This window comes from Mucilaginibacter sp. JRF (assembly GCF_015223065.1).
GTDB lineage: Bacteria > Bacteroidota > Bacteroidia > Sphingobacteriales > Sphingobacteriaceae > Mucilaginibacter.
The window spans coordinates 122,064-148,085 of sequence record NZ_JADFBY010000007.1; the positions used below are offsets into that span (position 1 = coordinate 122,064).

Annotated in this window: 16 protein-coding genes; 13 read left to right on the forward strand and 3 right to left on the reverse strand. The window is 46.7% G+C overall.

The genetic code is table 11. The features are described 5' to 3' along the window. Positions 1-28: 28 nt before the first annotated feature. The 3 genes from IM792_RS16465 to IM792_RS16475 all read left to right on the forward strand — a co-directional run bounded on the left by IM792_RS16465 (position 29) and on the right by IM792_RS16475 (position 2,851). Positions 29-1,138 (forward strand): DNA replication/repair protein RecF, encoded by a 1,110-nt coding sequence (locus IM792_RS16465; protein ID WP_194102995.1) that lies wholly within the window; start codon positions 29-31, stop codon positions 1,136-1,138. Continuing rightward, complete coding sequence (locus IM792_RS16470; RefSeq protein ID WP_194102996.1) at positions 1,122-1,412, forward strand: DUF721 domain-containing protein; 291 nt, start codon at positions 1,122-1,124, stop codon at positions 1,410-1,412. Before IM792_RS16465 ends, IM792_RS16470 begins: the two co-directional genes overlap by 17 nt. 77 nt (positions 1,413-1,489) lie before the next feature. Continuing rightward, a complete protein-coding gene (locus tag IM792_RS16475; protein WP_194102997.1) occupies positions 1,490-2,851 on the forward strand; it encodes a hypothetical protein in 1,362 nt (453 codons plus the stop codon). Positions 2,852-2,900: 49 nt separating this feature from the next. On the opposite strand, the gene IM792_RS16480 is transcribed toward IM792_RS16475, so the two are convergent. Further along, a complete protein-coding gene (locus IM792_RS16480) occupies positions 2,901-6,068 on the reverse strand; it encodes an ATP-dependent DNA helicase (protein WP_194102998.1) in 3,168 nt (1,055 codons plus the stop codon). Between the two features lie 812 nt (positions 6,069-6,880). Between IM792_RS16480 and IM792_RS16485 the strand changes: the two genes are divergently transcribed. Both IM792_RS16485 and IM792_RS16490 read left to right on the forward strand, forming a co-directional pair. After that, positions 6,881-8,260 carry a M20/M25/M40 family metallo-hydrolase gene (locus IM792_RS16485; protein ID WP_194102999.1) on the forward strand — a complete coding sequence of 460 codons (1,380 nt, stop codon included), beginning with the start codon at positions 6,881-6,883 and terminating at the stop codon, positions 8,258-8,260. A 95-nt stretch (positions 8,261-8,355) separates the two neighbouring features. After that, a complete protein-coding gene (locus IM792_RS16490; protein WP_347343822.1) occupies positions 8,356-9,645 on the forward strand; it encodes an MFS transporter in 1,290 nt (429 codons plus the stop codon). A 93-nt stretch (positions 9,646-9,738) separates the two neighbouring features. Here the strand turns inward: IM792_RS16490 and IM792_RS16495 are convergent, their stop codons facing one another. Beyond that, positions 9,739-10,266, reverse strand: a complete 528-nt coding sequence (locus tag IM792_RS16495; protein WP_347343823.1) for an SRPBCC family protein — start codon at positions 10,264-10,266, stop codon at positions 9,739-9,741. 258 nt (positions 10,267-10,524) lie between these two features. Here IM792_RS16495 and IM792_RS16500 point away from each other — a divergent pair, with 258 nt between their 5' ends. The 8 genes from IM792_RS16500 to IM792_RS16535 all read left to right on the forward strand — a co-directional run bounded on the left by IM792_RS16500 (position 10,525) and on the right by IM792_RS16535 (position 24,218). Next, positions 10,525-13,653, forward strand: coding sequence for a TonB-dependent receptor (locus tag IM792_RS16500; RefSeq protein ID WP_228085176.1), 3,129 nt, complete (start codon positions 10,525-10,527; stop codon positions 13,651-13,653). Positions 13,654-13,673: 20 nt separating this feature from the next. After that, entirely contained in the window at positions 13,674-15,536 is a 1,863-nt protein-coding gene (locus IM792_RS16505) for a RagB/SusD family nutrient uptake outer membrane protein (protein ID WP_194103001.1), read from the forward strand. A gap of 20 nt (positions 15,537-15,556) precedes the next feature. Beyond that, positions 15,557-16,264, forward strand: a complete 708-nt coding sequence (locus IM792_RS16510; RefSeq protein WP_194103002.1) for a DUF3823 domain-containing protein — start codon at positions 15,557-15,559, stop codon at positions 16,262-16,264. Positions 16,265-16,323: 59 nt separating this feature from the next. Continuing rightward, positions 16,324-18,165, forward strand: coding sequence for a sugar-binding domain-containing protein (locus IM792_RS16515; protein ID WP_194103003.1), 1,842 nt, complete (start codon positions 16,324-16,326; stop codon positions 18,163-18,165). Between the two features lie 10 nt (positions 18,166-18,175). Continuing rightward, positions 18,176-19,192: a family 43 glycosylhydrolase gene (locus IM792_RS16520; RefSeq protein ID WP_194103004.1), complete on the forward strand. Its 1,017-nt coding sequence runs from the start codon at positions 18,176-18,178 to the stop codon at positions 19,190-19,192. Between the two features lie 14 nt (positions 19,193-19,206). Next, complete coding sequence (locus tag IM792_RS16525; RefSeq protein ID WP_194103005.1) at positions 19,207-21,216, forward strand: beta-L-arabinofuranosidase domain-containing protein; 2,010 nt, start codon at positions 19,207-19,209, stop codon at positions 21,214-21,216. A 137-nt stretch (positions 21,217-21,353) separates the two neighbouring features. Next, complete coding sequence (locus tag IM792_RS16530; protein WP_228085178.1) at positions 21,354-22,499, forward strand: formylglycine-generating enzyme family protein; 1,146 nt, start codon at positions 21,354-21,356, stop codon at positions 22,497-22,499. Between the two features lie 33 nt (positions 22,500-22,532). After that, positions 22,533-24,218, forward strand: coding sequence for an arylsulfatase (locus tag IM792_RS16535; RefSeq protein WP_194103006.1), 1,686 nt, complete (start codon positions 22,533-22,535; stop codon positions 24,216-24,218). 645 nt (positions 24,219-24,863) lie between these two features. Here IM792_RS16535 and IM792_RS16540 read toward each other — a convergent pair. Continuing rightward, positions 24,864-25,997, reverse strand: a complete 1,134-nt coding sequence (locus tag IM792_RS16540; protein WP_194103007.1) for a lactonase family protein — start codon at positions 25,995-25,997, stop codon at positions 24,864-24,866. Positions 25,998-26,022: the final 25 nt, after the last annotated feature.

The following is a 26,022-nucleotide window of genomic DNA, read 5'->3' on the forward strand; positions in this document are numbered from 1 at the left end:
CCGATTGTGTTAACTTTGAAGGCTCAATATGTATCTGCAACAACTATCTGTGATTAACTTCAAAAACTACGAACAGGCCGAACTTGCCTTTAACGATGGCGTAAACGCCTTTGTGGGTGATAATGGTGCCGGCAAAACCAATTTGCTGGATGCTATACACTACCTGTCGTTATGTAAAAGTTATTTTAACCCGATAGATAGCCAGCAGATACGCCAGGGTGGCGATTTTTTTATTGTTACCGGCACTTTTGATAAAAATAGTAACAACGAAGCCGTGGCCTGCTCGGTTAAGCGTAACCAAAAAAAGCAGTTCAAGCGCAATAAAAAGGATTATCAGCGCCTGGCCGATCATATTGGTTTGTTCCCGCTGGTTATGATATCACCGTATGATATCAGCATTATTATTGAGGGTAGCGAGGAGCGGCGCAAGTTTATTGACAACGTAATATCGCAAACGGATAATCATTACCTGGATGAGCTGATCGCCTATAACAAGGCGCTGATCAACCGGAACGCTCTGTTAAAAACTATTGCCGATACGGGCCGATATGACCCGGTGTTGTTAGAGATACTGGACGAGCAACTGGTAGCATCAGGCAACCGCATATTTGCCAAGCGTAAGGCTTTTATGGAAAGCTTTACCGAGGTGTTTAACAAGCATTACGATTTTATAAGCGGCCAGGCCGAGCAGGTATCGCTGGTGTACGAGTCGCAATTATTGCAGGATGATTTTGCCTCGTTGCTGAAAAAAACATTGGAGAAGGACCGCGTATTGGAGCGTACCACGGCAGGTATCCATAAGGATGACCTGGCATTTTCAATACATGGCATGCCCATGAAAAAGTTTGGATCGCAGGGGCAGCAAAAATCATTTTTGATAGCCTTGAAGCTGGCGCAGTACAGTTATTTGCACGAGCAGAAAAAGTTTAAACCCCTGCTGTTGCTCGATGATATTTTTGATAAGCTGGATGACAGCCGCGTTACCAAGCTGATGCAAATGGTATCGGCACATAATTTTGGCCAGGTTTTTATAACGGATACCAGTGCCGGCCGTGTAAAAAATGTATTTGATGATATTAATGTTGATGTTAAAATTTTTGAAATAGCGAAAGGAGAAGCCCATGCGCAAAGCGAATGATAAAACACTAAAGGATGCCATTGAACAAATGATGCAGGTTTATAAGCTTAAGCGCAAGTTTAACGAAACATCGGTTATAGCTAACTGGCCGCAACTGGTGGGCACATCGGTAGCTAACCGCACCAAAGAGATATACATCAGTGATAAAAAGCTTTTTGTACGCATCGAATCATCCGTAATAAAACACGAGCTGATGCTGATACGCGCCCAGATCATCCAAAAAATAAACGATGAAGCGCAGGAAGTGGTGGTTGAAGAAGTGATATTTTTATAGAAAACGGCTGCTGTTTCTAAATACAAATACCCCCTGTTTGGCTTATATTTAGCGAAAATTACTCTTTTTCGCTAATCATGAATCATAAAAAGTCCGCTTTAGTTAGGCCGCTGTTTTTTGCTGCGCTGATGTTTGTGTGCAGTATGTTGCAAGCTCCGGCCTTTGCTAACATCATCCCCAACAAAATAACAATTACCGATCCCGCGGATAGCGCAAAGGCTGAGGTGAGGAAAATGCTGCAATCGCCTTACTTTTCTAAATTATACTCGGCCACCTATCATAGCTTGCTTAACCGCATGCATAAGGATGGCTTTTTGCCAGAATCCCTAACCGGTGCTTATGAGGGTATGTTTCCACGTACTACCGGAGCCCTGGTATCATTATTTATTGAAACCGGCAGACTAAAAGAAGCGGAGCTGAACATAAAAACAGTGCTTGATGCGGTAAAACAAAACGACATGGAGCGCATTCCCCGTGTGATCGGTAAAAAGGGTGGTAAATACGTAATTGTTGACGATCAGCACCAGATAGACGGACAGGCACACGTAATACTGGCATGGGCCAGGCTGGCCTTAAAACGCGGGCACACAAAGTTTGAGGATGATACCTGGCCGCAGGTACGGGCCATCATGTCGCGCACTTGCGATCGTGCCTTTTTTCAGTACGGCACATGGTCAATTGAACCTGGCCTGGTGCGGAACATCGCCTTTGAGCATTCCAAAGAAAGCCGGATGTGGGATACATGGGATCTGCTGACCCAAAGTTTTGTAGGCGCATCATTACAGGACATGGCTACGGTTGCCAACCGCCGCGGAGAAAAGGCATTAGCATCAGCCTGGAATAAAAAGCTGGATATTTTAAAGCAAGGCATCAACAAACATTTAGTAACCAAACGCTTTGGCGATCCGGTGTATGTTGAAATGCTGCTGCCCAATTCAAACGGCGGAACACCTTATTATGGTTTGGGCTGGGTAACATTATCGCCCATAGCGGCAGGTTGGGAAGGCGCGGATCATGAGGTATTAAAGAATACGGTAAAGCGCATGCAAAAAACCGCCCTCAAAAAAAGCGGCGATCTGTATTGGATGCCTACTGATATGTACCCGGATAGTGCTGTATCTAACGAGATTATTGGCAAAGGTATAGGCTGGGAGATCGACTTCAGCAATACCGAAAATGATTACGCCCGAATTGTACAGATACTAAAATTGATACAGGTGGTAAATGCCAGCAAACCCATATACATGGAGGGTGGCTGGCTGGAAGGTAGCGGCTACACACTTGCCAACATTATTAAGGATACCGACATAGCGAAACTACAAACCGCGCAATGGAAAACCAAAGATGCCGGCAATGGCGAGCAAAGCGCCTGGTGGTGCTGGGCCATGGCCCGCCTCCGAAAATCAGTTGGCTTGCCTGCTGAGCCTAAAGCGAATTAAAGTAAGAAGGCCTTTCGGACATACCGAAAGGCCTTCTTACTTTTTTAGACTATTCCTCCACATCGGCATCTATCATAATGCCTTCGGCTTGTTTAAAGTTGGTTTTTACAAAGTGGCACCAGTCGCATTCCTTTTTGCCGCAGCCGGTGTTAAATTCGTGGTTCATTATTTTTTGGTATACCGAAGTTATCTGTTCGCTAACCAACTCCACACTCTCCGGCGATATGGCTATCTTCTCTTTATGATATTCGTTATCCTTAACCGGTTCCACAAATTCAAATTGGGTGTTTACCACCTGCCAATCGTTAGTGCGGTCGTTATCAACCAGTATTTTGTAGAAAACCGCCTGGCGCCAGTAGTCGCCGCCGTTGGGGTTATCATTGGTTGGGGCTTTCAGTTTGTCGGTAGCGTTTTTAAGCTTGCCTGTTTTATAGTCAACCACGGTTACGTGTTTGCCATCAAACTCAATCTTATCTAAATTACCCTTTATCGGCACGCCATTAACCTCAATGTTTTTAATGCTGCGTTCGGTTACGGCTACTTTGTTCCATACGTTAACATTTTGTTCGTAATATGGCGGCAGTATCTTCTCGCCAAAGGCCAAACGAAGCTTAAATTCATCCTTGGTGAACGAATCGCGGTTGCGCGACATATACCAGCGAAACTCTTTCATGAATTCCTCCGTGGTTATAAATTCGTCATCATTCTCCTTTAACCTGCGGAAAGCCTTATTCAGTGCCCAGTGTACCGCCTGCCCAAACGTAGCCGCCGGACTTTTACCCGATGGCACCCTGATCAAACACTGAAAATAGAACCGCAGCGGGCAATCCAGGTAATTGTTTAGGTGCGTAACCGACAGGGTGTAGTTTTGCAGCAGCAGGTTAATGTATTTGGTATCCAGCAGTTCAACCTGTGGCTTATCGGCCTCGGTAAATTGGGTGGCCATAAACTCAATCATTGCATCAGCCGCAACCTGCGGGTAAGCAACCTGCAAATGCGTTTCGGCTAATATCTCCCCCACAAATTGTGACGACTCCTGATCCTTGCCCCTTTTATCCTTACGGGCGTATGATATGTTGAGGCATTGCTTGGCGCGGGTTAAGGCTACGTAGAATAAGCGACGGGCTTCTTCCCTTTGCGATATCTCATCATCGGGCGCACCGGTTAATGTATCCGGGTAGCTGAAACCGGAGTTGCGGCCTTTACTATCCCATGTTTTTTTATCGCAACCTATGAAGAACACATGCTCAAATTCCAACCCCTTTGAACCATGCGCCGTAAGGAAGTTGATGCCATTGTCAGAAAATATAACCTGGTTAAGCTCCATGCGGATCTTGTTCTTTTTCATCAGGTCGATAGTGGCGATCAGCTCGGCCAGCGTAATGTCGGGCTGTTTGCGGCTTTCATCCTTAATAAAATCAAAAAAGTTGGTGAGCACCTGCATAAATGTGCCCTTATCCGCCTGCTGCATAATGAATTTCAGGATGCCCATTTTTGATATTACCTGCTGAAACAGCTGTTGCACCGTTAAGCTTACTGATGCCTTGAGCAGATAATCAATATCATTCATCAGGAATTTCATCTCCACATTCTGCACGTTATCAAACAAACCCGGTTGGGCAGGCGCGCGTAGTTCACTTATGTACCGGCGCAGCGAGGTTTTAGGCTGATCGTTACTAAAGGTGCCATAATTAGCTTTTGCTACCGCGATGCTGGCCTTGGCTACCTCAATGGGTGGTATGCCGAAGAAATCATAGTGCATAATTTCGAACAGCAATTCATCACCACTATAAGGCGAATCAAGCTCCATGCTCAGGTAGCGCAGTATGCTGATCATCTTTTCGCCAAAGGGCAGGGTAAGTATATCTATTTTACGTTTGGTATTAACGGCAATTTTCTGAGCATCTAAAAAATGCACCAGATCTTCCACCTGGCTGTGGTTGCGGTAAATAACAGCTACCTCATTAGCAGGCACGCCGCTTTCTATCAGTTTTTGTATGATGCGTGCCGTATCGGCCAGTTCCTGATCGGGGTTTTCGTATTCGCGTATGGTTGGCTCAACCATATCGGTAGCGAAACGCGGGTGTGATGCACTCAGGTTTTTATCCAGGTTGAGCTGCGCGGTAAGGCGTTTCAGGTTTTTATCTATCAGCGCCTTTGAAATATCGAGAATGTGTTGATTTGAACGATAGTTGCGCCTCAATACCACGGTATGCAGGGCATGCACATAATCATTAGCGAAATCAAGGATGTTCTCCATGTTGGCACCCTGAAACTTGAATATCGACTGATCATCATCGCCCACCACAAATACGTTGGGCGTATCCCAGTACTCCAGCAAAAACTTAAGCAATGCATTTTGCGAACCACTGGTATCCTGAAACTCATCAACCAGAATATACTGGTAACGTTCCTGGTAGCGGCGCAATATATCGGCATTCTCTCGAAAAGCTTTCAGCACCCAAATGATCATGTCGTCATAATCATAGCGGCCCTGTTGCTTCATTTTGGCATCGTAATTCTTGTACTCGGCAACGGCGGCAAGCAGTTTTTTCATCTGCTCGGTCACCTTGTCAATATCGGCCTGTTTTGGGTCGCCAACTTTAACGCCTTTTGATGGCATGGCACGCTTATAAACAAATTCCTCTCTGTTAGGCAGATCGGCAATGTATTCTTCAACAGCTTGGTTAATCCGCTCAATGGTCCAGCTCTCACGCTTCATGGTCGAGAACAGGCTTTTAAGTCGTGGCGAATCATAGTATATATCACCCGTAAAGCGCTTCAATAAATGATCGTTCGAAAACTCATCGATCAGCTCCCTGAAAAGCATGGCCGATTCCAGATCCGACAACGGATCGAGGTTCAGCTTGCCGAAGTATTCCAGGTTCTCCTGTATCACCTCATTACAAAAAGCGTGGAAGGTATATATATTGATGCGGTAAGCATCGGGGCCAATAAAATCAAACAAGCGCTTGCGCATGGCTACCGCGCCTGCATCGGTATAGGTTAAACACAAAATTTCGTTAGGCTGGGCATCGGTATCGGTCAGTATCTTGCCGATACGCGCGGCCAATATCTGCGTTTTGCCGGTACCCGGCCCCGCAACTACCAGCACAGGGCCATCCATTTTATTTACGGCCGATAACTGCTCCGGGTTTAACGAAGCCAAAGCCTCCTGAAATTTAGCGTTATATTTTGCTGATATAGGGTTTTGCATACGTAGGTAAAAATACGAAGATTTTTAGTAATGTATTTAGCGATTAATGGCCATCTTTAGATTGACCGATTATCTTTATTTGTAAATAGCTTGAATTATAGTAAAAAAAGCGCGGTGGCCTGCCGGAAAACCGGGCCAGGGAGTATGGCCTTGTGGGCGGAAGGTTTTTTCCGGCTTGATGTTTGGTTACTTTCGCACCAAGGGAATTAACTGGCCTCTGCGCCCAAGAGCAGGCTGACGATAATAAAAGTAGAACCTCTTAATTAAAGCACCCTCACTCATTCAATTACAGCAAAGTTCATTACCTGTCCTCAATTTCTTTTGAGCGATCAAAAGAAACAAAAATCGCCGGCTGCGCCCTGCCCGGTGAAAGTTTGTGCTTTGGCAAGGCTTGTGCTGCTCCGGGCATTTCTGATGCCGGTAATAGAGGCTATTTATGGGTTGTGCGTTTGTTTTTTTAACTTGTCATTTCGAGCGATAGCGAGAAATCTGCACGCGTTCATTTCAAAGCGACAGATTTCTCCTCGTACCTACATCAAAATGACAGGGAGCCTATTATAAAATAACGCGTCATTGAGAAACGAAGCAATCCCCGAGCGACTAATCCTGAAGAATGTCCTAAAGAGATTGCTTCGCACCTCGCAATGACGTGATTATTAAAAGTCCTCCCCCTCGGGGAGGATTTAGGTGGGGTTTTACAAGGAAATCTGCACGGGTTCAATAACAAATCGACAGATTTCTCCTCGTACCTCGTCGAAATGACATAGGGCTTTTGCTTATTTATTTATATTTGTTGAAACTGACTTCAACACATGAAAAAACTCTTACTCTCTGCTGCTATACTGTTCAGTGGCTTGTCGCTACAGGCGCAGGACTCGCTGATGATGCGTAAAATTTACGATGAAGCCCTGGTTAACGGCCAGGGGTACGAAAACCTGCGTTACCTGTGTAAAAAGATCGGTCCGCGTTTAAGCGGTTCGCCTAATGCCCAAAAGGCTGTTGAGTGGGGCAAAAAACTGATGGAAGAATACGGCTTTGATCGTGTTTACCTGCAAGAGGTAATGGTGCCGCATTGGGTACGCGGGGCGAAGGAGCAGGGCGCTATTATTGATGGTAAAAAGAAAATATCGGTGCCTATCTGCGCGCTGGGTATGTCGATAGCTACGCCTGCCGCCGGTATCACGGCCAACGTAATCGAGGTAAAGAGCATTAAAGAAATGCAGGACCTGGGCGAGAGCGTTATAAAAGGCAAGATAGTATTCTTTAACCGCCCGTTCGATCCAAAATATATTGAAACCGGCCAGGGTTATGGTGCTGCCGGCGATCAGCGTTTTGTTGGTCCGGCTGAGGCTGCTAAGTTGGGTGCTGTTGGCGCTATAGTACGTTCTTTAAGTCCGGCGTTGGATGATTATCCGCACACCGGTGGTACGCTGAGCGCGCCCGGCACCAAGATGATACCTGCCGCGGCCATATCAACCATGGCTGCCGAAAAGCTAAGCAGAATGTTAAGGCTGCGCAAATTGCCGCTGATAAAATTCTGGTTCAAGCAAAGCTGCCAAACACTGCCCGATGCAAAATCATACAACGTAATAGGCGAGCTTACCGGTACCGAAAATCCTAAGAAAGTGATCACCGTAGGCGGTCACCTGGATTCGTGGGATCTGGCCGAAGGCGCGCATGATGATGGTACAGGCATTGTACAATCGGCCGAGGCGTTACGTATTTTAAAGGCGTTGAAGTATAAACCTAAAAATTCTGTTCGAGCGGTGTTTTTTATGAATGAGGAGAATGGCACCCGCGGCGGTTTAAAATATGCCGAGCTTGCCGCCAAAAACAAGGAAGACCATATAGCCGCTATTGAAACCGATGAGGGTGGTTTTGTGCCTCGCGGTTTTGGCTTTGATGCATCGCCGGAAGTTGTGGCAAATATCAACAAAAACTGGAAGGGTTTATTTGAACCTTACGAGGCCGACAGGTTGGTAAAAGGCGAAGGGGGTACCGATATTGAACCGTTAAAGGAAACCGTACCTAATATTACCCTGATCAGTTTTCTGCCCGATTCGCAACGTTATTTTGATATTCACCACACACCTAATGATGTGTTTGAAAATGTGCACAAACGCGAGCTGGAGCTGGGTTCGGCTGCTATGGCATCATTGATCTTTCTGATAGATCAGCATGGACTGAAATAATCATCACCATAATAATATTACAAAGGCAGAACATTTTACAGGTTCTGCCTTTTTCATTTATCGCTATTTTTGCACAACAATAAAAACAGTAACAAGTGCCCGAAGCTGACAGTACTACACCCCCGAAAACCGACTCGTTCGCCGCTCTGCGGTTTAAAGATTTCCGCTCATACTTAACCATGCGTTTCTTTTTTACGTTCGCCTACCAAATGCAGAACGTAGTGCTGGGTATCTACATTTATGATGTTACACACGATAAGTTTGCGCTGGGATTAATTGGTTTGTACGAGGCTATACCGGCCATCGGACTATCGCTTTACGGCGGCTATATTGCCGATAAACTGGAGAAGCGTAAAATGCTGCTGCTTATCTTCGGTACCATATTCTTTTCATCAGTAGTGATGATGGCCGCCACCCACAAAGGCGCGGGCGATTATTTGCACATGCACACCGTGGTACCTATTATATATGGTATGTTGTTTATTAACGGGTTGGCGAGGGCATTTTATGCACCGGCGGCTTTTTCGGTATTGGCCAACAGCGTACCACGCGAGGTATACCCCAACTCCAGCACCTGGAATAGTTCGAGCTGGCAGATAGCCTCCATTATAGCCCCGGTTGTGGGTAGCTTTATATATGCCTACATGGGTATAACAGGCGCATTTACTACCATCGTACTCTTTTTAGCGGTGGCCTTTGTGTCGGTATGTTTGCTGAAAAAGGTGCCGCCTGTATTTAAACCTAAAGAGGGTATGTGGAAAAGCCTTTCAGAAGGTATACGCTTTGTATTCAATACCAAAATGATGGTGGGTGCCTTAAGCCTTGACATGTTCTCGGTATTTTTTGGCGGCGCGGTAGCCTTGCTCCCCGTATTCGCCAAGGATATTCTGCATGTTGGCCCCGAAGGTGTGGGTGTAATGCGTGGCGCTACCTCATTGGGCGCGGTGCTGAGCATGCTTACCATGACCCGCTTTTCGCCTATGGGTAAGCCCTGGCGTAATTTGCTTATTGCGGTGGCGGGTTTTGGTATGTCGATAATTTGCTTTGGCCTGTCGAGGAATTTCTACTTGTCGCTGGTATTCCTGTTTACTGAGGGCGCGTTCGATAGTATCAGCGTGTTGATACGTGGTACCATTATGCAAATGCTTACGCCTGATGAAATGCGCGGCCGGGTATCGGCAGTAAATCAAATGTTCATCGGTTCATCTAATGAGATCGGCGAATTTGAATCAGGCGTAGCGGCTAAACTATTGGATACCGTTCCTGCGGTATTATTTGGCGGCACCATGACTTTGATCGTGGTGAGTATCACCTACCTTAAAACCAAAAAGCTGGTACCGCTTACCCTGTACGATATTAATAAGAAACCCGAAATGGCAGCATAACAACGTTGCATCATTTAATAATATACCAAAACATCCCGCAGAAAAGCCTTGGGGGATGTTTTGCATTAGGAGGGTATTGATAAGATATTTTACTTAATTCTCCTCAGTATACTTTTTAAAGCTATCCAATATAGCCTGCCAGCCACCTTGTTGCATTTCAATAGGGTTGGTGCTTTCCGGGTCGAAGGTTTCGGTAACGGTAGTAGTATCTGCATCGCCATTAAAAGTGATGCTAACTTGCCTGCCATCGGCCATGGTATAGCTAATTAGTTTGTGCTCCTCAACGGCATCGTATACGCCTTCAAAATCAAAGCTAAAGCTGCCATCCTTTGCGGCCATAGTGGTTTTGAATTTACCGTCGGGGCGCAGGTCGTTATCGGCATAGGGTGCATGCCAGTCGGCAGATGCCTGGCACCATTTGGTAATATGCTCGGGTAGGTTCCAGTAATTCCAAACCTTATTTACAGGGGCGTTAACAGTTGCTTGTACAGTAATGGTTTCCATTTGTTTTTTGTTTATATGATGATATAACAAATGTAGTACATAGCCACCTACGCCGTGCTGGCCTAATGCGACAAAAAAAGAGGTAATACAAGCCATATAGCCCGATATGGCACTCATAATGATTGCAATACAAATGTTACATTGATACAATTTAGCGAAGTATTGATACAAATAGGCGAATAGGTTGATGTAAAAAACACCGTTTTTTACTCCATCAAATAAGCGTCGTACTGACGTTTAAATCAATTAACCAAATTATAGCATTTTATGAGAAAAACTTTACTCTTGAAACAGGGTGCACTATCCGTTTCAGCCTGCCCCCCTGGCAGAGCCCGGCTAATCAGAGCCGCGTTCGTTTTTTTTCTGATAGCTTTCATGATCAACACTACAACCGTATTTGCACAATCAAAAATTAGCGGTACGGTGGTTGATGAAACCAATTTACCATTACCCGGCGTTGCCATAAGGGTTAAGGGCACAACCATTGGTACCGCTACAGATGGGCAAGGAAAATTCACGCTCGATGTTCCGGCTAACGCCGTGCTTGATGTTACATTTGTGGGCTATGCATCGCAACAGGTAACCGTAGGTACGCAAACCAATATTAAGGTTAGCATGAAATCGGCCAATGAGAATTTGCAGGAAGTGGTGGTAACCGGTTACGGTTCGCAAAAACGTGAATCAATCACCGGTTCGATCGCGTCGGTAACGTCAAAGGATATTGACCGTGTGCATGGTGGTGCTACAGTAAGTACTACTTTGGCCGGTAAAATTCCGGGTGTTACCTTCCGTATGGCTGATGGCCGTCCGGGTGCGAGCGCTAACATCCAGATACGTAACATGGGCGCGCCATTGTACGTAATTGACGGTGTGCAGCAGGATGCAGGCCAGTTCAATAACCTGGCACCGAATGACATCGAAAGTATATCAGTACTGAAGGATGCGTCGGCAGCTATTTACGGTGTACGTGCGGCGAATGGTGTTGTGGTGGTAACTACTAAAAAAGGCTCAGGCGATAGCCGTATCAACGTTGATGCCTACATGGGTTTCCAAAACTGGTTCCGTTTCCCGGATGTACTGCGTAACTCGTACGATTTTGCGCGTTACAAAGCTGAAGCGCAAATGAACAGTTCAGGTACTACCTCATTTACTGCCGAGGAGGTTGAAAAATACCGCATTGGTACTGAGCGTGGCTACCAAAGCTTTGACTGGCGCGAGTACGTATTAGGCAGCAACCCTAACGCTCCGCAAAACTCGGTTAACGTAAACTTTACCGGTGGTAGCGATAAGGTTAACTATTATGTATCGGCAACCAACTTTTTCCAAAACTCAAATATTGGTAAGGAGTATGAGTTTGGCCGTACAAACATCCAGTCGAACATTCAGGCAAGGGTTGCCAAGGGCTTACGTGTGGGTGTAAATATTAACGGCCGTGTTGAAAGCCGTGAAAACCCGGGTGTACCAGGTGGTGACGACTACTTCCTGGCCCGTTTTGCCGTTTTGCGTAATACACCTATTGAAAGGCCTTATGCTAATGATAACCCTAACTACCTTAACCAGATCAACAATATCGAATCAAACTACGCATTCCTGAACAAAACCATATCAGGTACTTACCGTAGCGATTGGAGGGTGTTACAAACCAACTTTAATGCCGAGTATGAAATTCCGGGTATTAAAGGCTTAGCGCTTAAAGGTATTTACTCATACTACCTGGCCGATAACGTATTGAACAACCACGAGTATACTTATGATGTGTTTACTTATCGCCCCGAAACTGATACTTACGACCGTACCGGTGGTGCAACCAACCCTTGGCGCGAGCGCGATCAGCGTAAGGAGTTCAATACCAATATGCAGTTACAGTTAAACTATAACAACAGCTTTGGTAAACACACCGTATCAGGTACCTTGGTTGCTGAGCGTATTAAAACCCGTAGCTTACGTAACTGGTTGCACGCTATTCCAAAATCAAATAACCTGCCTTTGATCGAGTTCTCGACCATGGACCGTTATGACGATTACGATCTGGCAACCTCTCGTGTGGGTTACATTGGTCGTGTTAACTATAACTACGCTAACAAATACTACTTAGAAGTTTCAGCAAGGCGCGATGCTTCATCGTTGTTCATCACTAACAAGCGTGTAGGTTATTTCCCTGCGGTATCAGCCGGTTGGCGTATCACTGAGGAATCATTCATGAAAAACCTGCTTGGCGACAACAGCATACTGAATGATCTGAAATTCAGAGGATCATACGGTTTGATGGGTGATGACCGTAACCCTAATGATGCCGGCCAGCCTATTGTAGGTTACTTTGCATACCTGCCGGGCTATAACTACGCTATTCGCGATGGTGATAACCCTATCCTGGCTATCCTTGATGATCAGGCCATCAGCGTATCGCGCGATAAAGGTATCCCGGTAACAACCATCACCTGGTCAAAAAGTAAAACCCTGAACTTAGCAGCCGATTTTAGTTTATTTAACAGCAAACTGAACGGTTCGATCGAGTACTTCCGTCGTGTACGCAGCGGCTTGCTTGCAGCACAGGAGGATATCCTTACCCCGGTTGAGCTTGGTTACACCCTGCCATTGGCAAACCTTGAAACCGATCTGCAATACGGTCAGGAGTTATCATTAAGCTACAGCAATAAAATAGGTAAGGTAAACTATACCGTTGGTGGTAACATTGCTTACACCCGCGCAAAATGGAAAGAAACCTACAAAGAGCGTTTTGAGAACTCATGGGATCAATACCGCAGACAGCGTATGGGTCGTTACAAAAGCCTTGACTGGGGCCACGAAGCTATTGGCCAGTTCCAGTCTTTCGATCAGATCAACAACTATCCTGTAGATATTGATGGTGCAGGTAACAGAACTTTGCTACCGGGCGATATCATCTACAAAGATCAGAACGGCGACGGTAAAATTGACGTGTATGACGAGCGCCCTATCGGTTTCGGTTATGGTACACAGCCTAACATCAACTTTGGCTTTAACATTGCACTGGCTTACCAAAACTTTGATTTTCATGCTGATTTCTCTGGCGCGTCAGGCTATACCTGGTTCCAGAACTGGGAAACCCGCTGGGCATTCCAAAACAATGGTAACCTTAACACCATTTTTGAAGACAGATGGCACCGTGCTGATCCGTACGATCTGAACAGCCAGTGGATTCCGGGCAAATACCCTGCTAACCGTAATAACCCTGGTCACTCAGGTAGCAGTAACTACGAAGTTGGCGGTCAGCGTAACTCAACATACTGGTTGCACAACGTAAAACAATTACGCGTGCGTACCCTGGAGTTAGGTTACAGTTTGCCGGGTGAAGTGCTATCTAAAATAAAAATTAAAAGAGCCAGATTTTATGTGAATGCCTACAACTTGTTCTCGTTTGACAATTTGAGGGAGTTTGGCATTGATCCGGAAGTTGTGGATGACAATGGTTTACAGTTCCCGCAAAGTAAGATCGTCAACTTTGGTGTTAACTTAACCTTCTAATTAACTCAGCTGATTACAAGATGAAAAAGATATTTATAATGACCATGAGCGCGGCGCTGTTAATTACAGGTTCGTGCAAAGACAATAATTATTTGGACATCGATCCGAGGGACGTAGTTCCGACAGACAGGATGTTCTCTGACCCGGCGCTGGTATTATCGGTAGTAGCCGATCTGTACCAAAGGCAACTTGATTTCTCAGGCCTTGATAATGGCTGGGCAAGCTTTGTTGATTTTAGCGAGGCTTTCCCTTCAGAAAACGGTAGCTCATTTTTTGTGCAGCGTACCAACTGGGGCTTTGGTGAATGGAACACCTGGGATTACGCTTACATACGCGATATGAACCTGTTTATTGAACGCGCTACAGCCTCAACCGAGCTTAACGCGGCCGATAAAAGGAGATTTATTGCCGAAGGCCGTTTTTTACGTGCCGCGTATTATTTTGAAATGGTTAAACGTATGGGCGGTGTGCCTATCATTACATCATCATTAACCTATGATGGCGATGTGTTGACCTTACGCAAACCACGCGCGAAGGAATCAGAAGTGTATGATTTTGTGATAAGCGAACTTACCGCTATTAAAGGTGATTTGCCTGCCAATCCTGATACAAAATCAAGAGCCAGCAGAGGCGCGGCATTCGCCATGATGTCAAGAGCGGCGCTTTATGCAGGTTCAATAGCCAAATACGGTGCTACTACGCCAACCGTTACTTTACCGGGTGATGAAGTAGGCATTCCGGCTTCATTGGCTAATGGTTACTACCAGCAATCATTAGCAGCGGCCGATTCAATAATTGAAGGCAAGGCTGGTAGCTATTCATTGTACCGTTCATTGCCTAACCTGTCTGACAACTTCGCGGCCATCTTTACTGATAAAAGCTCGGTTAATAGGGAGAGTATCTTTATTGAAGACTTTAGGGTAGGTACTAACAAAGTGCATAGCTTTACAGTAAACAATCAGCCATACTCACGTTCAGAAGAAGGTGCTGATGCCGGCCGTTTAAATCCATCGCTGAATATAGTACAGTCGTTTGAGTTGTTGGATAACACCTACGCACCGATACCTACTGTTGATGGCAGCGGCAACCCGATCTATTACACCAACCAGCAGGATATATTTGCCGGTCGCGACGCGCGCTTGGCAGGTACAGTTATGTTGCCGGGCTCTATTTTTAAAGGTGCCGCCATTGATATTAGGGCAGGTTACCAAAATGCAGCCGGCGATATAGTTACTAATGGTAACTTACCGGGTACATCAACCCCTTCAATAGGCTTGGATGGCCCATCAGATGGTTTGGAATTCCGTACACAAACAGGCTTCTACATCCGTAAGTATCTTGATCCGGTTACAGGTTCAGGTCGTCGCGGCCGTCGTAGCGATGTAGCCTTTATACGCTACCGTTATGCCGAAGTACTGTTAAACGGCGCCGAAGCTGCCTTTGAACTTGGACAAACAAGCAAAGCGCTTGGTTATATTAACCAGGTACGCTCACGTGCTGGTTTAACAACCGCGTTAACAACACTTACCTTTGATAAGATAGTGCATGAGCGCCGTGTTGAGCTGGTATTTGAAGGCCATACTTTGTATGATATGAAACGCTGGAGATTAGCCCACGTAGTATGGGATGGCGGTATCATGACCGTTGCTCAACTAAAAGCAAACATAGGCTCGGCTACCAAACGTAATACGCAGCCATTTAGCTTGTGGCCATACCTGTACCAAAATCCGGGTAATGCCAACCATGGTAAATGGATGTTCAGAGAGGTTAAGCTAAGCAGGGTAACTGGCGCCAATACTTTCCAGATGGGTAACTACTATTCAGAGATAAATAACAATATTATCTCAAGAAATCCGGAAATTGTTAGACAGCCTAATCAATAATTAATTAAAATTACAGCATCATGAAATTAAAGTTTCATTATATCATATTGATAGCGCTAACGGTGATGGCGGTATCATGTAAAAAGGATACCCTTGAGGCGCCCAAGTCAAAACTAACCGGGCGGTTGGTTTACAACGGGCAGGCAATTAACGTTGAGCAAAACAGGGTGCCTATAGAGCTATACCAAAAGGGCTTTGGCCTTGTTGGGGATATTAACGGTACCGCAGCGCAGGATGGTTCATACTCATTCCTGTTGTTTGATGGTAACTATCAGCTCATCATACCTAACAACCAGGGCCCATTCAGGTGGAACCAAACCGGTAACAGCCGCGATACCCTCAATGTAACGGTAAACGGCGATCAAACCCTCGATCTGGAAGTTACGCCTTTTTACCTGATCACTAATGCGCAATACAGCGCTAATGGCAGGGCTATATCGGCAACCTTCGGTATCGACCAGATCATTACCGATGCCAACGCACGCGATATTGAGAGTGTTACCTTGTTTGTGAACAAAACACAATTTGTATCGGGCCGCGATAATTTAAAGAGCGCCTCTGTTGCAGGTAGCGCTATTACCAACCCGGCAAGCGTAACGCTAACTACCGACGCGCTTGACCCGATTGTGGGTAACCAGAATTATGTGTTTGCAAGGGTAGGATTAAAGATTGCTAACGTAGAGGATTTGATATTCTCGCCGTTGCAAAAAGTAACAATTGGAAACTAAAACAGAAAGCCGCCCATAGTGGGCGGCCTTTTTTCTTTCTATCTTATATAATTTTTTAAATGAAAAAACTACTATCAGCCTCGCTTGCTTTACTATGCAGTTCGCAGCTTGTTATGGCCCAGCAAGGGCAATGGCATTTAATTAAAGACCGCATTGTTACCCCCTGGGCCGAAAAGGTTGACCCTAAAAACCCGCTACCTGAGTATCCGCGCCCTATGCTGGTGCGCAGCAACAACTGGAAAAACCTGAACGGCCTTTGGAGCTATGCCATCACCCCGAAGGATGCCGCCCAACCATCAAAGTTTGAGGGTAGCATATTGGTGCCTTTCGCTTCCGAGTCGGCACTATCAGGCGTGGGGCGTACCGTGGGTAAGGATAGCCTGCTGTGGTATAAAAACACCATCAACGTACCATCATCAATGAAGGGCAAAGAGGTGCTGCTGCACTTTGGAGCGGTTGATTGGCAAACTGAGGTATTTGTGAACGGCAAAAGCGCCGGCAAGCACGAGGGTGGTTTTGATCCTTTTTCATTTAATATTACACCATTCTTAAAAGGTGGCTCAAAGCAAGAGGTTGTGGTACGCGTGTGGGACCCAACCAACGATGGCCCGCAGCCAACCGGCAAGCAAATGAAAAAGCCCGAAGGTATTTGGTATACACCGGTTACCGGTATATGGCAAACCGTTTGGCTGGAGGCTGTGCCGAAGTCATACATCGTATCAACCAAGCAAACGCCTGATATTGATGCGCACACTATTACCATATCAGCCAATATTGCCGGCAAACAAGCCGGTGATAATTTGAAGATAGAGGTGCTGGATGGCAAAACCGTTATCGCCCAAAAGCAACAAAACGCTGCCGAAACAGCTGTTATCGCGCTGAAGAATGAGAAACTATGGTCGCCTGAGAGCCCTAATTTGTATAACCTGAAAATTACCCTGCTGCGTAACAACAAGGCGGTTGACGTTATCACCAGCTATTTTGCTATGCGTAAAATATCAATGGCGCCTGATGCCAATGGTATACAGCGTATGATGCTGAACAACAAATTCGTGTTTCAGTATGGTCCGCTTGACCAAGGCTGGTGGCCTGATGGCTTGTATACCCCGCCAACTTACCAGGCGATGATATACGATATTGATCAGCTTAAAAAAATGGGCTTTAACATGATACGTAAGCACATTAAGGTTGAGCCTGCTACTTACTACACTTATTGCGATAAGGTAGGTATGCTGTTATGGCAGGATATGCCAAGCGGCGACTTAGGCAACGGTTGGGAAAATCGCCCGGGTGTGTTAGATCACGGTACTGATCAAAAACGTACCCCCGAATCAGAAGGCTACTACCGCAAGGAGTGGACCGCCATTATGGATGAGCTGCACAACTACCCAAGCATCGTAGTTTGGACTCCGTTCAACGAAGCATGGGGACAGTTTAAAACTATTGAAATTACCGAATGGACCATGAAGAAAGACCCATCTCGCCTGGTGAATAGCGCCAGCGGTGGTAACTTCTACTTAACCGGTCACATTGTCGATTTACATAATTACCCTCACCCTGCCATGCCTGCGCCTGATGTATTTGGCCAAAAACGCATATTGGTATTGGGCGAGTTTGGTGGCCTGGGCTTACCGCTTGATGGCCATACCTGGCAAAAGAAAAACTGGGGTTACCAAACATTTAAAACCAAGGAGGAGATGTTTGATAAGTATGCCACATTCACCAAACGCCTTGAGGAATTGATCCCGCTGGGATTATCAGCCGCAGTATACACCCAAACTACCGATGTGGAGGGTGAAACCAACGGCTTTATGACCTATGACCGCGCGGTTGATAAAATGCCGGTTGATAAACTGCACGAAGTAAACACTAAATTATACGATCCGGCATTGGTTAAATAATGATCAGTTGATGGTATTAAAAAGAATAATTTATTATTTGGCAGGCCTGTTCGCACTATGCGGACAGGCTTTTGCGCAAAATAGCGAGGTAGCCCACAAGGCGCTGTCGCCCCTGTACCGTGACCCGATGTATGATGGCGCCGCCGACCCCATTGTGGTTTATAACAAGGACGAAAAGCTGTGGATGATGCTGTATACCCAGCGCCGGGCCAATGCCCAAACGCAGGATGTGGCGTATTGCTATGGTACACCTATCGGCGTGGCTACCTCTAAGGATCATGGGCAAACCTGGGCATACCGGGGTACGCTTAAGTTAGATTTTGAGCGTGGTACCAACACCTTTTGGGCGCCCGAGGTTATTTATGATAACGGTACGTACCACATGTTCGTTACCTATATTCAGGGTGTTTATAACCATTGGGCGGGTAACGCGCGGTTGGTGCACTACACCAGCAAAAACCTATGGGACTGGAAGTTTTTGGGCGACCTGAAACTGGCGGGTAGTATTATCGACCCTACCTTAATGAAACTGCCTGATGGTAAATGGCATATATGGTACAAAGGCCCTAATGCCAACACGCTAACTGCCGAAAGCAGCGATTTGATAAACTGGAAAGCCGACCCTAAAGTGGCCATTGGTGGCCCCGAGCATGAAGGCCCCAAGATATTCAGGTTTAAAGATTATTACTGGATGATAACCGACGAGTGGCACGGCCAGCGGGTACACCGCTCAAAGGATGCCAAAACCTGGGAGCGCCAGGGCATGGTGTTGGATAAGCCCGGCCATCGCCCCGAGGATACCCCAACCGGCGCCCATGCTGATGTAGTGGTAACCGGCGGGCACGCCTATATTGTTTACTTTACGCATCCCGGCCGTAAATCGCACCAGGATGATGGCGGGCACGATGCTGATGACGCTTTTACCTATTCAACCAAGCGCACATCAATACACGTAGCCGAGCTGGAATACAACGATGGTACTCTGTTGTGCGATCGTGATAAACCTTTTGATTTTTATCTGCCTTAAAAAATAATGTTACTATGAGATCTAAGTTTTTAATGGTTTCGGTGCTGGCATTGGGTATTGCGGCCTCGGCTTATAGTCAGCCGGCAAACTATACCACCAGCCGTGCGCCGCTGCGTCAAAACCCTTATATTGAATTGCCCCTTGGCGCTATAAAGCCACAAGGCTGGCTGCGCGAAATGCTTGTTCGCCAAAAAAATGGCGCTACGGGTAAGTTAGATGAACTTTATCCGCTGGTGATGAACAAGCGCAACGGCTGGCTGGGCGGAGATGGCGACCAGTGGGAGCGAGGCCCATACTGGATAGATGGTTTGCTGCCGCTGGCCTATATATTACAGGATAAAGCACTCATTGCCAAAGTAAAGCCCTGGGTAGAGTGGTCTATAAAAAGCCAGCAGCCCGATGGTTACTTCGGCCCATCGAAAGATTACCCGTACGAGGCAGGCATACAGCGCGATAATAGCCGCGATTGGTGGCCAAAAATGGTAATGCTGAAAGTATTGAAGCAGTACTACATGGCTACCGGCGATAAGCGGGTGATAGGTCTGCTGACCAATTATTTTAAATATCAGCTAAAGGAATTACCCACCAAACCGCTTGATCACTGGACGTTTTGGGCACGCCTGCGCGGCGGCGATAACCTGATGGTGGTATATTGGCTATATAATATTACGGGCGATAAATTCCTGTTAGATCTGGCTGATTTGCTGCATAAGCAAACCTATAATTTTACCGGTGAGTTTTTAGATACCGATATGCTTAGTCGCATGGGCAGCATTCACGGGGTTAATCTGGCGCAGGGAATGAAAGAGCCGCTGATCTACTATCAGCATCACCCCGAACAAAAATATGTGGAGGCCATGAAAAAGGGTTTCCATGATCTCACCAAATACAACGGTATGGCGCACGGCCTTTACGGCGGTGATGAGGCCTTGCATGGCAATAACCCAACCCAGGGTTCGGAGTTATGTTCGGCAGTGGAGATGATGTTCACGCTGGAAAGCTCGCTCGAAATTACCGGCGATGTTGATTATGCCGATCGTTTGGAGAAGATAGCCTTTAACGCCCTGCCAACTCAAACTACTGAGGATTACCTGAACCGCCAGTATTTTCAGCAGGCTAACCAGGTGATGCTTACCCGCCACGTACATAATTTTGATGTTAACCACGCCGGTACCGATGTGGTTTATGGTTTGCTGTCGGGCTTTCCGTGCTGCACATCAAACATGCACCAGGGCTGGCCTAAATTCGCGCAAAACCTGTGGTATGCAACTGCCGATAGGGGCATAGCCGCGCTGGTATATTCGGCCAGCGAAGTTACGGCCAAAGTAGCTGATGGAAAGGAAGTGACCATTAAGGAGGAAACCAATTATCCGTTTGATGAAAATATTAAGTTCACGCTTACCAGTAAAAAAGCCAAGCAGCTATCGTTCCCGTTCCATTTGCGTATACCGGCATGGTGCAAAAACGCCGTAGTAAAGGTTAACGGTCAGGAACTGCAACAAGCCAAAGGTAACCAGATAGTGAAGATAGACCGCGAATGGAAAAACGGCGATGTGGTTGAGCTGCAATTACCTATGCATATCTACAAAAACTTTTGGTACGAAAACTCAGTATCGGTTGAGCGCGGTCCGCTGGTGTACGCGCTTAAAATAGGTGAGGAAAGCAAACTGGTAAAGAATGATAAAGACCCCATCGCTTACGGCAAGGAGTATATAGAGGTTAGGCCAACCACCCCGTGGAATTATGGCTTGATAGCTTTGGATGATAACAAGTTTCAGCAAAGCATTTCGATAGATAAAAAAACGATACCACTATACCCATGGACGCCCGATAATGCCCCATTGATATTAAAGGCCAAAGCCAAACGCATACCCGACTGGCAATTATATAACGACATGACCGGCCCAATACCGTTCAGCGTGATATATAACGAAGGTATGCCAAATCAGCCCGAAGAAGAAATAACGCTGATACCTTACGGTTGCAGCAGGCTGCGGATATCGCAATTTCCGCAGATGCGATAGTTTGATGATGAAGTAAAGCAGGTGAATATAACGCCTGCTTTCTTTTGCTCAGCGTAACAGTATAAATACACTGCCGGCATAAGTTAAACGCGCTTGGTTTTATATATTAGCCTTAGTGTTAAACTAAACTATACGAATTGAATAAGGCAAAACACCGGTTTTTTGTAGGCGCAGCGGCTTGTTTTTTACTGTTGGGTGCTTGTACATCCAAAACAGAGAAAAAGAAGGTGGTGCAGAAAAAAGCTCCGGCAAAAAAGGCGCTCTGCTGCGAATCGAACATGCCATCGCGTTTTGGTATGGCGGGCACGGGCGATCAAAAAATTGCCGATACGGGTGTGCTTAAGGGGCATGATGGTATGGTGTTTATAAAAGGCGGCACCTTTGGTATGGGTGGCGATAATGATCAGGCATCTGAAGATGAATTCCCTAAACACAAGGTAACCGTTAACGGCTTTTGGATGGATGCTACAGAGGTGACCAATGCCCAATTTGCCAAATTTGTAAAGGCAACAGGCTACATCACCACTGCCGAACGTAAGCCCGACTGGAACGAGCTGAAAAAGCAATTGCCGCCGGGTACCCCCAAACCTGATGAAAGCATGCTGGTACCCGCATCGCTGGTGTTTACCCCGCCCGATCATCCGGTAAAACTGGATAACTATGCCCAATGGTGGGCCTGGGTGCCGGGTGCTGACTGGAAGCATCCGCAAGGGCCTAACAGTAGTATTGTAGGGAAGGATAATTACCCCGTAGTGCACGTTAGTTATTACGATGCGCAGGCCTATTGTAAATGGGCAGGCAAACGTTTACCAACCGAGGCCGAGTGGGAGTGGGCAGCACGTGGCGGCAGGCAAAACAATATTTACCCATGGGGTAACGAGCCGGTTGACCGTGGCGCGCCAAAAACCAATAGCTGGCAGGGTGAATTCCCGTGGAAGAATACCGTGGCCGATAAGTTTGAGCGCCTGGCACCTGTGGGCAGCTTTGCGCCCAACCCTTATAAGTTGTTTGATATGGCAGGCAATGTGTGGGAATGGTGTGCTGATCTGTACAACAACACCTATTATCAAACCATAAACAAGCCCCAGGGAGTTGCAAACCCCAAAGGCCCGGCCAAAAGTTACGACCCGGACGAGCCTTATGCTGTTAAGCGGGTTATTCGCGGTGGATCGTTTTTATGTAACGATAGTTATTGCTCGGGTTACCGTGTGGCACGCCGAATGAAAAATACCGAGGACAGCAGCACCGAGCATGCGGGTTTTAGATGTGTGAGTGATAGGTAGAAAACAATTATTGTTAAACTATAACGCTATACTATGAAATGGTTTTTAGGATCGGCCTTGCTGATAGGGCTGGCTTCAACCTTTATGTTTTTTAGGGTGCCGACTGCCAAAGCGCCGGTTGCCGATGAACGCCCCGATATTGTGGTGATCATGGCTGATGATCTGGGTTATTCAGACCTGGGTTGTTATGGCTCCGAGATCAGTACACCGAATATTGATCAGTTGGCTAAGAATGGCATACGCTATACGCGTTTCTATAATACATCACGTTGCTGCCCTACACGCGCCTCGCTGCTAACGGGCTTATACAACCAGCGTGCGGGCATTGGTAACATGACGGACACTGAGGATGAGCCGGGCTATTTGGGTCACCTGTCAGAAAACTCGGTGACCATTGCCGAGGTGCTGAAATCGGCAGGCTACCAAACGGCTATGTCGGGCAAGTGGCATGTATCAAACACGCCGGGATTAAAAGACCCGAAAGAGCAAATGAAATGGCTGAACCACCAAACGTATCAGCCTACATTTTCGCCTATTGAACAATATCCAACAAGCAGAGGATTTGACCGGTTTTACGGAACTATTTGGGGTGTGGTTGACTTTTTTGACCCGTTCAGCCTGGTAAATGGCACCGAACCGGTTAAGGAAGTGCCAAAAAATTATTACCATACCGATGCAATAAACGATACCGCGGCATCATACATCAGGCAAATGGCTAAAGCTAAAAAGCCGTTCTTCCTCTACCTTGCCGAGAACGCGCCGCACTGGCCGCTAATGGCCTTGCCCGAAGACATTGCTAAATATAAAGACACCTACAAAGCAGGCTGGGATGCCATCCGCATGGCACGGTACGATAAGATGGTGAAAGCCGGTTTGATAGATCCGAAAACCACGCCGCTTTCGCCACGCTGGGGTGCTGATTTAAAATGGGAGAACAACCCGGACAAGGAGTGGGATGCCGCCGCTATGGCCGTACATGCCGCCATGATCGATCGTATGGATCAGGGAATCGGGCGCGTAATACAGGCATTAAAGGAAACCGGGCAGCTGGAAAATACCCTGATCGTTTTTTTGAGTGATAACGGTGCGAGCAATGAAAATTGTACCGCCTACGGCCCCGGCTTTGACCGCCCCGACCAAACCCGTACCGGCGAACCCATAGTGTATGATATGAAAAAGACCATCATGCCGGGCAAGCAAACCTCGTACGCCTCCATAGGACAGCGCTGGGCCAATGTGGCCAACACGCCATACCAATTCTGGAAAGCACAATCATACGAGGGTGGGGTACGTACACCCATGATAGCCTACTGGCCAAAAGGCATAAAGATGAAAGGCGGCAGTGTATCGGCACAAATGGGCCATGTTAAGGATTTTATGGCCACCTTTATGGATCTGGCCAAGGCTAAATATCCTAAAACCTATAAAGGGCACGATATTATGCCATCGCAAAGCCATAGCTTCGCCAGCTCATTCAAAGGCAAACCAACAGCTGATGAACCATTGTTCAACGAGCATTTCGGTGCGCGTTATGTTCGCTACAAAAACTGGAAAATGGTATCGCACAGCGGTCGCGACACTGCATGGCATCTATACGATATCAACAAAGATGAAACCGAGCTTAACGACCTTGCCGCCTCGCACCCAACAGAAGTAGCGCAACTCACTACCCGCTGGCATCAATGGGCTGAGGATAATTTTGTGTATCCGAAACCGTAGTAGTTCAACCCCTCCTAAATCCTCCCCGAGGGGGAGGGCTTGAAAAAAAACTTGTCATTTCGAGTGGTAGCGAGAAATCTGCACGTGTTTATAACAAAGCGACAGATTTCTCCTCGTACAACCCCACCTAAATCATCCCCGAGGGGGAGGACTTTAATATATATTATGTTCTTCAAAAAAAGCGCGTAGGGCTGGCAGAAAACCGGGCCAGGGAGTATGTCCTGTGGGTGGAAGGTTTTTTCTGCCTTGACTTTTGGTTACTTTGCATCTAAGGTAAAGTAACTGGCCTCTGCGGCCAAGAGCAGGCTGACATTCGTAAGAGCACAACCACCTAATAAAGCACTATCTAAAAATCGCTTCATTACTTATCCTAAACTTCTTTTGTGCAGACAAAAGAAGCAAAAACTGCCGGCTACGCCCTGCCCGGTGAAAGTTTCTACTTTGGCAGGGCTTGTGCTGCTCCGGGCATTTCTGATGCCGGTAGGGATAGGTTATTTACAGCTTGTGCTTTTATTTTTTGTCATTTCGAGCGATAGTGAGAAATCTGCACGCGTTCAATATCAAAGCGACAGATTTCTTCTCGTACCTCGTTCGAAATGACAAAAATGTTTTAAAGTCCTCCCCTCAGGGAGGATTTAGGAGGGGTTACATCGCCGGGGTAAACTTCAAACACACCGGTTTATCAACAGGTGTTGATGCTACCATGTTGCCGATCTTGCCACTTACCGGGTCGCGTTTAAATACGTTGATAGTGTTGGTATCCTGATTGCCTACCAGCAGGAAAGCGCCTGTTGGGTCTATCACAAAGTTGCGAGGTGCTTTGCCGCGGGTTGGGGTACGGTCAATAAAGGTGAGCATACCGTTTTCGCTGTTGATGGCGTAGGTCACAATTTCGTTGGCATCGCCACGGTTTGATGCATAAACAAAACGACCGTCGGGCGATACATGGATATCCGCCGCGCCTACCGCGCCCTTAAAGCCATCAGCCAGCATGGTTATTGATTGTATTTGCTTGGGCTTACCACCGTTAAACTCAAAGGCGGTTACCGCGCCGGTGAGTTCCTGCACTACGTACATGTATTTTTTATCGGGCGTAAAATCAAGGTGACGGGGGCCACTGCCCGGCGATACGGTCACAAAATCAACCGGGGCAGGCTCTAAAGGCTTTGAATCGCCCTTGTCATATTTCTTTATGCTGATCTTATCCGTACCCAGGTCGGTGAGCAATAAATACTTTTCATCCGGAGATAAAAATGCGCCGTGCGCGTGCGGGCCTTCCTGGCGTTGCTTGTTAACGCCGGTGCCTTTATCCTGTATAACCTGCGCCGCGGGTTTCAATGAGCCATCTTCACTAATAGGCAACGCTGCGAATGATCCGCTGGAATAATTAGCGACAAACACATGCTTCCTGTCCTCATCAACCGAGATATAGCATGGCGATGCGCCGGCGCTTTTTTGTTTGTTAATGAATGTTAGTGCGCCGCCTTTCGGGTCAAAGCTGTATGAATATACCTCGCCGTTATCGGTTTCACTTACGGCGTAAACAAACTTGTTGGTCTTGTCAACACACAGGTATGATGGATTGGGTACATCATCGCTCTGGCTTAGGTAGGCCAGTCTGCCGGTTTCGGCATAAAAACGAAATACAGATATACCCTTGCTGTTATCGGTATTATAAGCACCCACAATAAGGTCGAAAGTTTTGGGGCCTTTCTTTTTGTTCTGTGCGTTCATCATCATCGGGGCAAGCAAGGCCAGTGCCAATAGCATCTTCTTCATAACTATTATTGGTATTTGTTAATGC

What these genes read in the sequence shown, in the direction of transcription:
- IM792_RS16495 (WP_347343823.1), bottom strand. Translation starts at nt 10,266, where the DNA reads ATGAGTGCCATATCGGGCTATATGGCTTGTATTACCTCTTTTTTTGTC.
- IM792_RS16525 (WP_194103005.1), top strand. Translation starts at nt 19,207, where the DNA reads ATGAGATCTAAGTTTTTAATGGTTTCGGTGCTGGCATTGGGTATTGCG.
- IM792_RS16520 (WP_194103004.1), top strand. Translation starts at nt 18,176, where the DNA reads ATGGTATTAAAAAGAATAATTTATTATTTGGCAGGCCTGTTCGCACTA.
- IM792_RS16475 (WP_194102997.1), top strand. Translation starts at nt 1,490, where the DNA reads ATGAATCATAAAAAGTCCGCTTTAGTTAGGCCGCTGTTTTTTGCTGCG.
- IM792_RS16485 (WP_194102999.1), top strand. Translation starts at nt 6,881, where the DNA reads ATGAAAAAACTCTTACTCTCTGCTGCTATACTGTTCAGTGGCTTGTCG.
- IM792_RS16510 (WP_194103002.1), top strand. Translation starts at nt 15,557, where the DNA reads ATGAAATTAAAGTTTCATTATATCATATTGATAGCGCTAACGGTGATG.
- IM792_RS16480 (WP_194102998.1), bottom strand. Translation starts at nt 6,068, where the DNA reads ATGCAAAACCCTATATCAGCAAAATATAACGCTAAATTTCAGGAGGCT.
- IM792_RS16470 (WP_194102996.1), top strand. Translation starts at nt 1,122, where the DNA reads ATGCGCAAAGCGAATGATAAAACACTAAAGGATGCCATTGAACAAATG.
- IM792_RS16500 (WP_228085176.1), top strand. Translation starts at nt 10,525, where the DNA reads ATGATCAACACTACAACCGTATTTGCACAATCAAAAATTAGCGGTACG.
- IM792_RS16515 (WP_194103003.1), top strand. Translation starts at nt 16,324, where the DNA reads ATGAAAAAACTACTATCAGCCTCGCTTGCTTTACTATGCAGTTCGCAG.
- IM792_RS16540 (WP_194103007.1), bottom strand. Translation starts at nt 25,997, where the DNA reads ATGAAGAAGATGCTATTGGCACTGGCCTTGCTTGCCCCGATGATGATG.
- IM792_RS16465 (WP_194102995.1), top strand. Translation starts at nt 29, where the DNA reads ATGTATCTGCAACAACTATCTGTGATTAACTTCAAAAACTACGAACAG.
- IM792_RS16505 (WP_194103001.1), top strand. Translation starts at nt 13,674, where the DNA reads ATGAAAAAGATATTTATAATGACCATGAGCGCGGCGCTGTTAATTACA.
- IM792_RS16535 (WP_194103006.1), top strand. Translation starts at nt 22,533, where the DNA reads ATGAAATGGTTTTTAGGATCGGCCTTGCTGATAGGGCTGGCTTCAACC.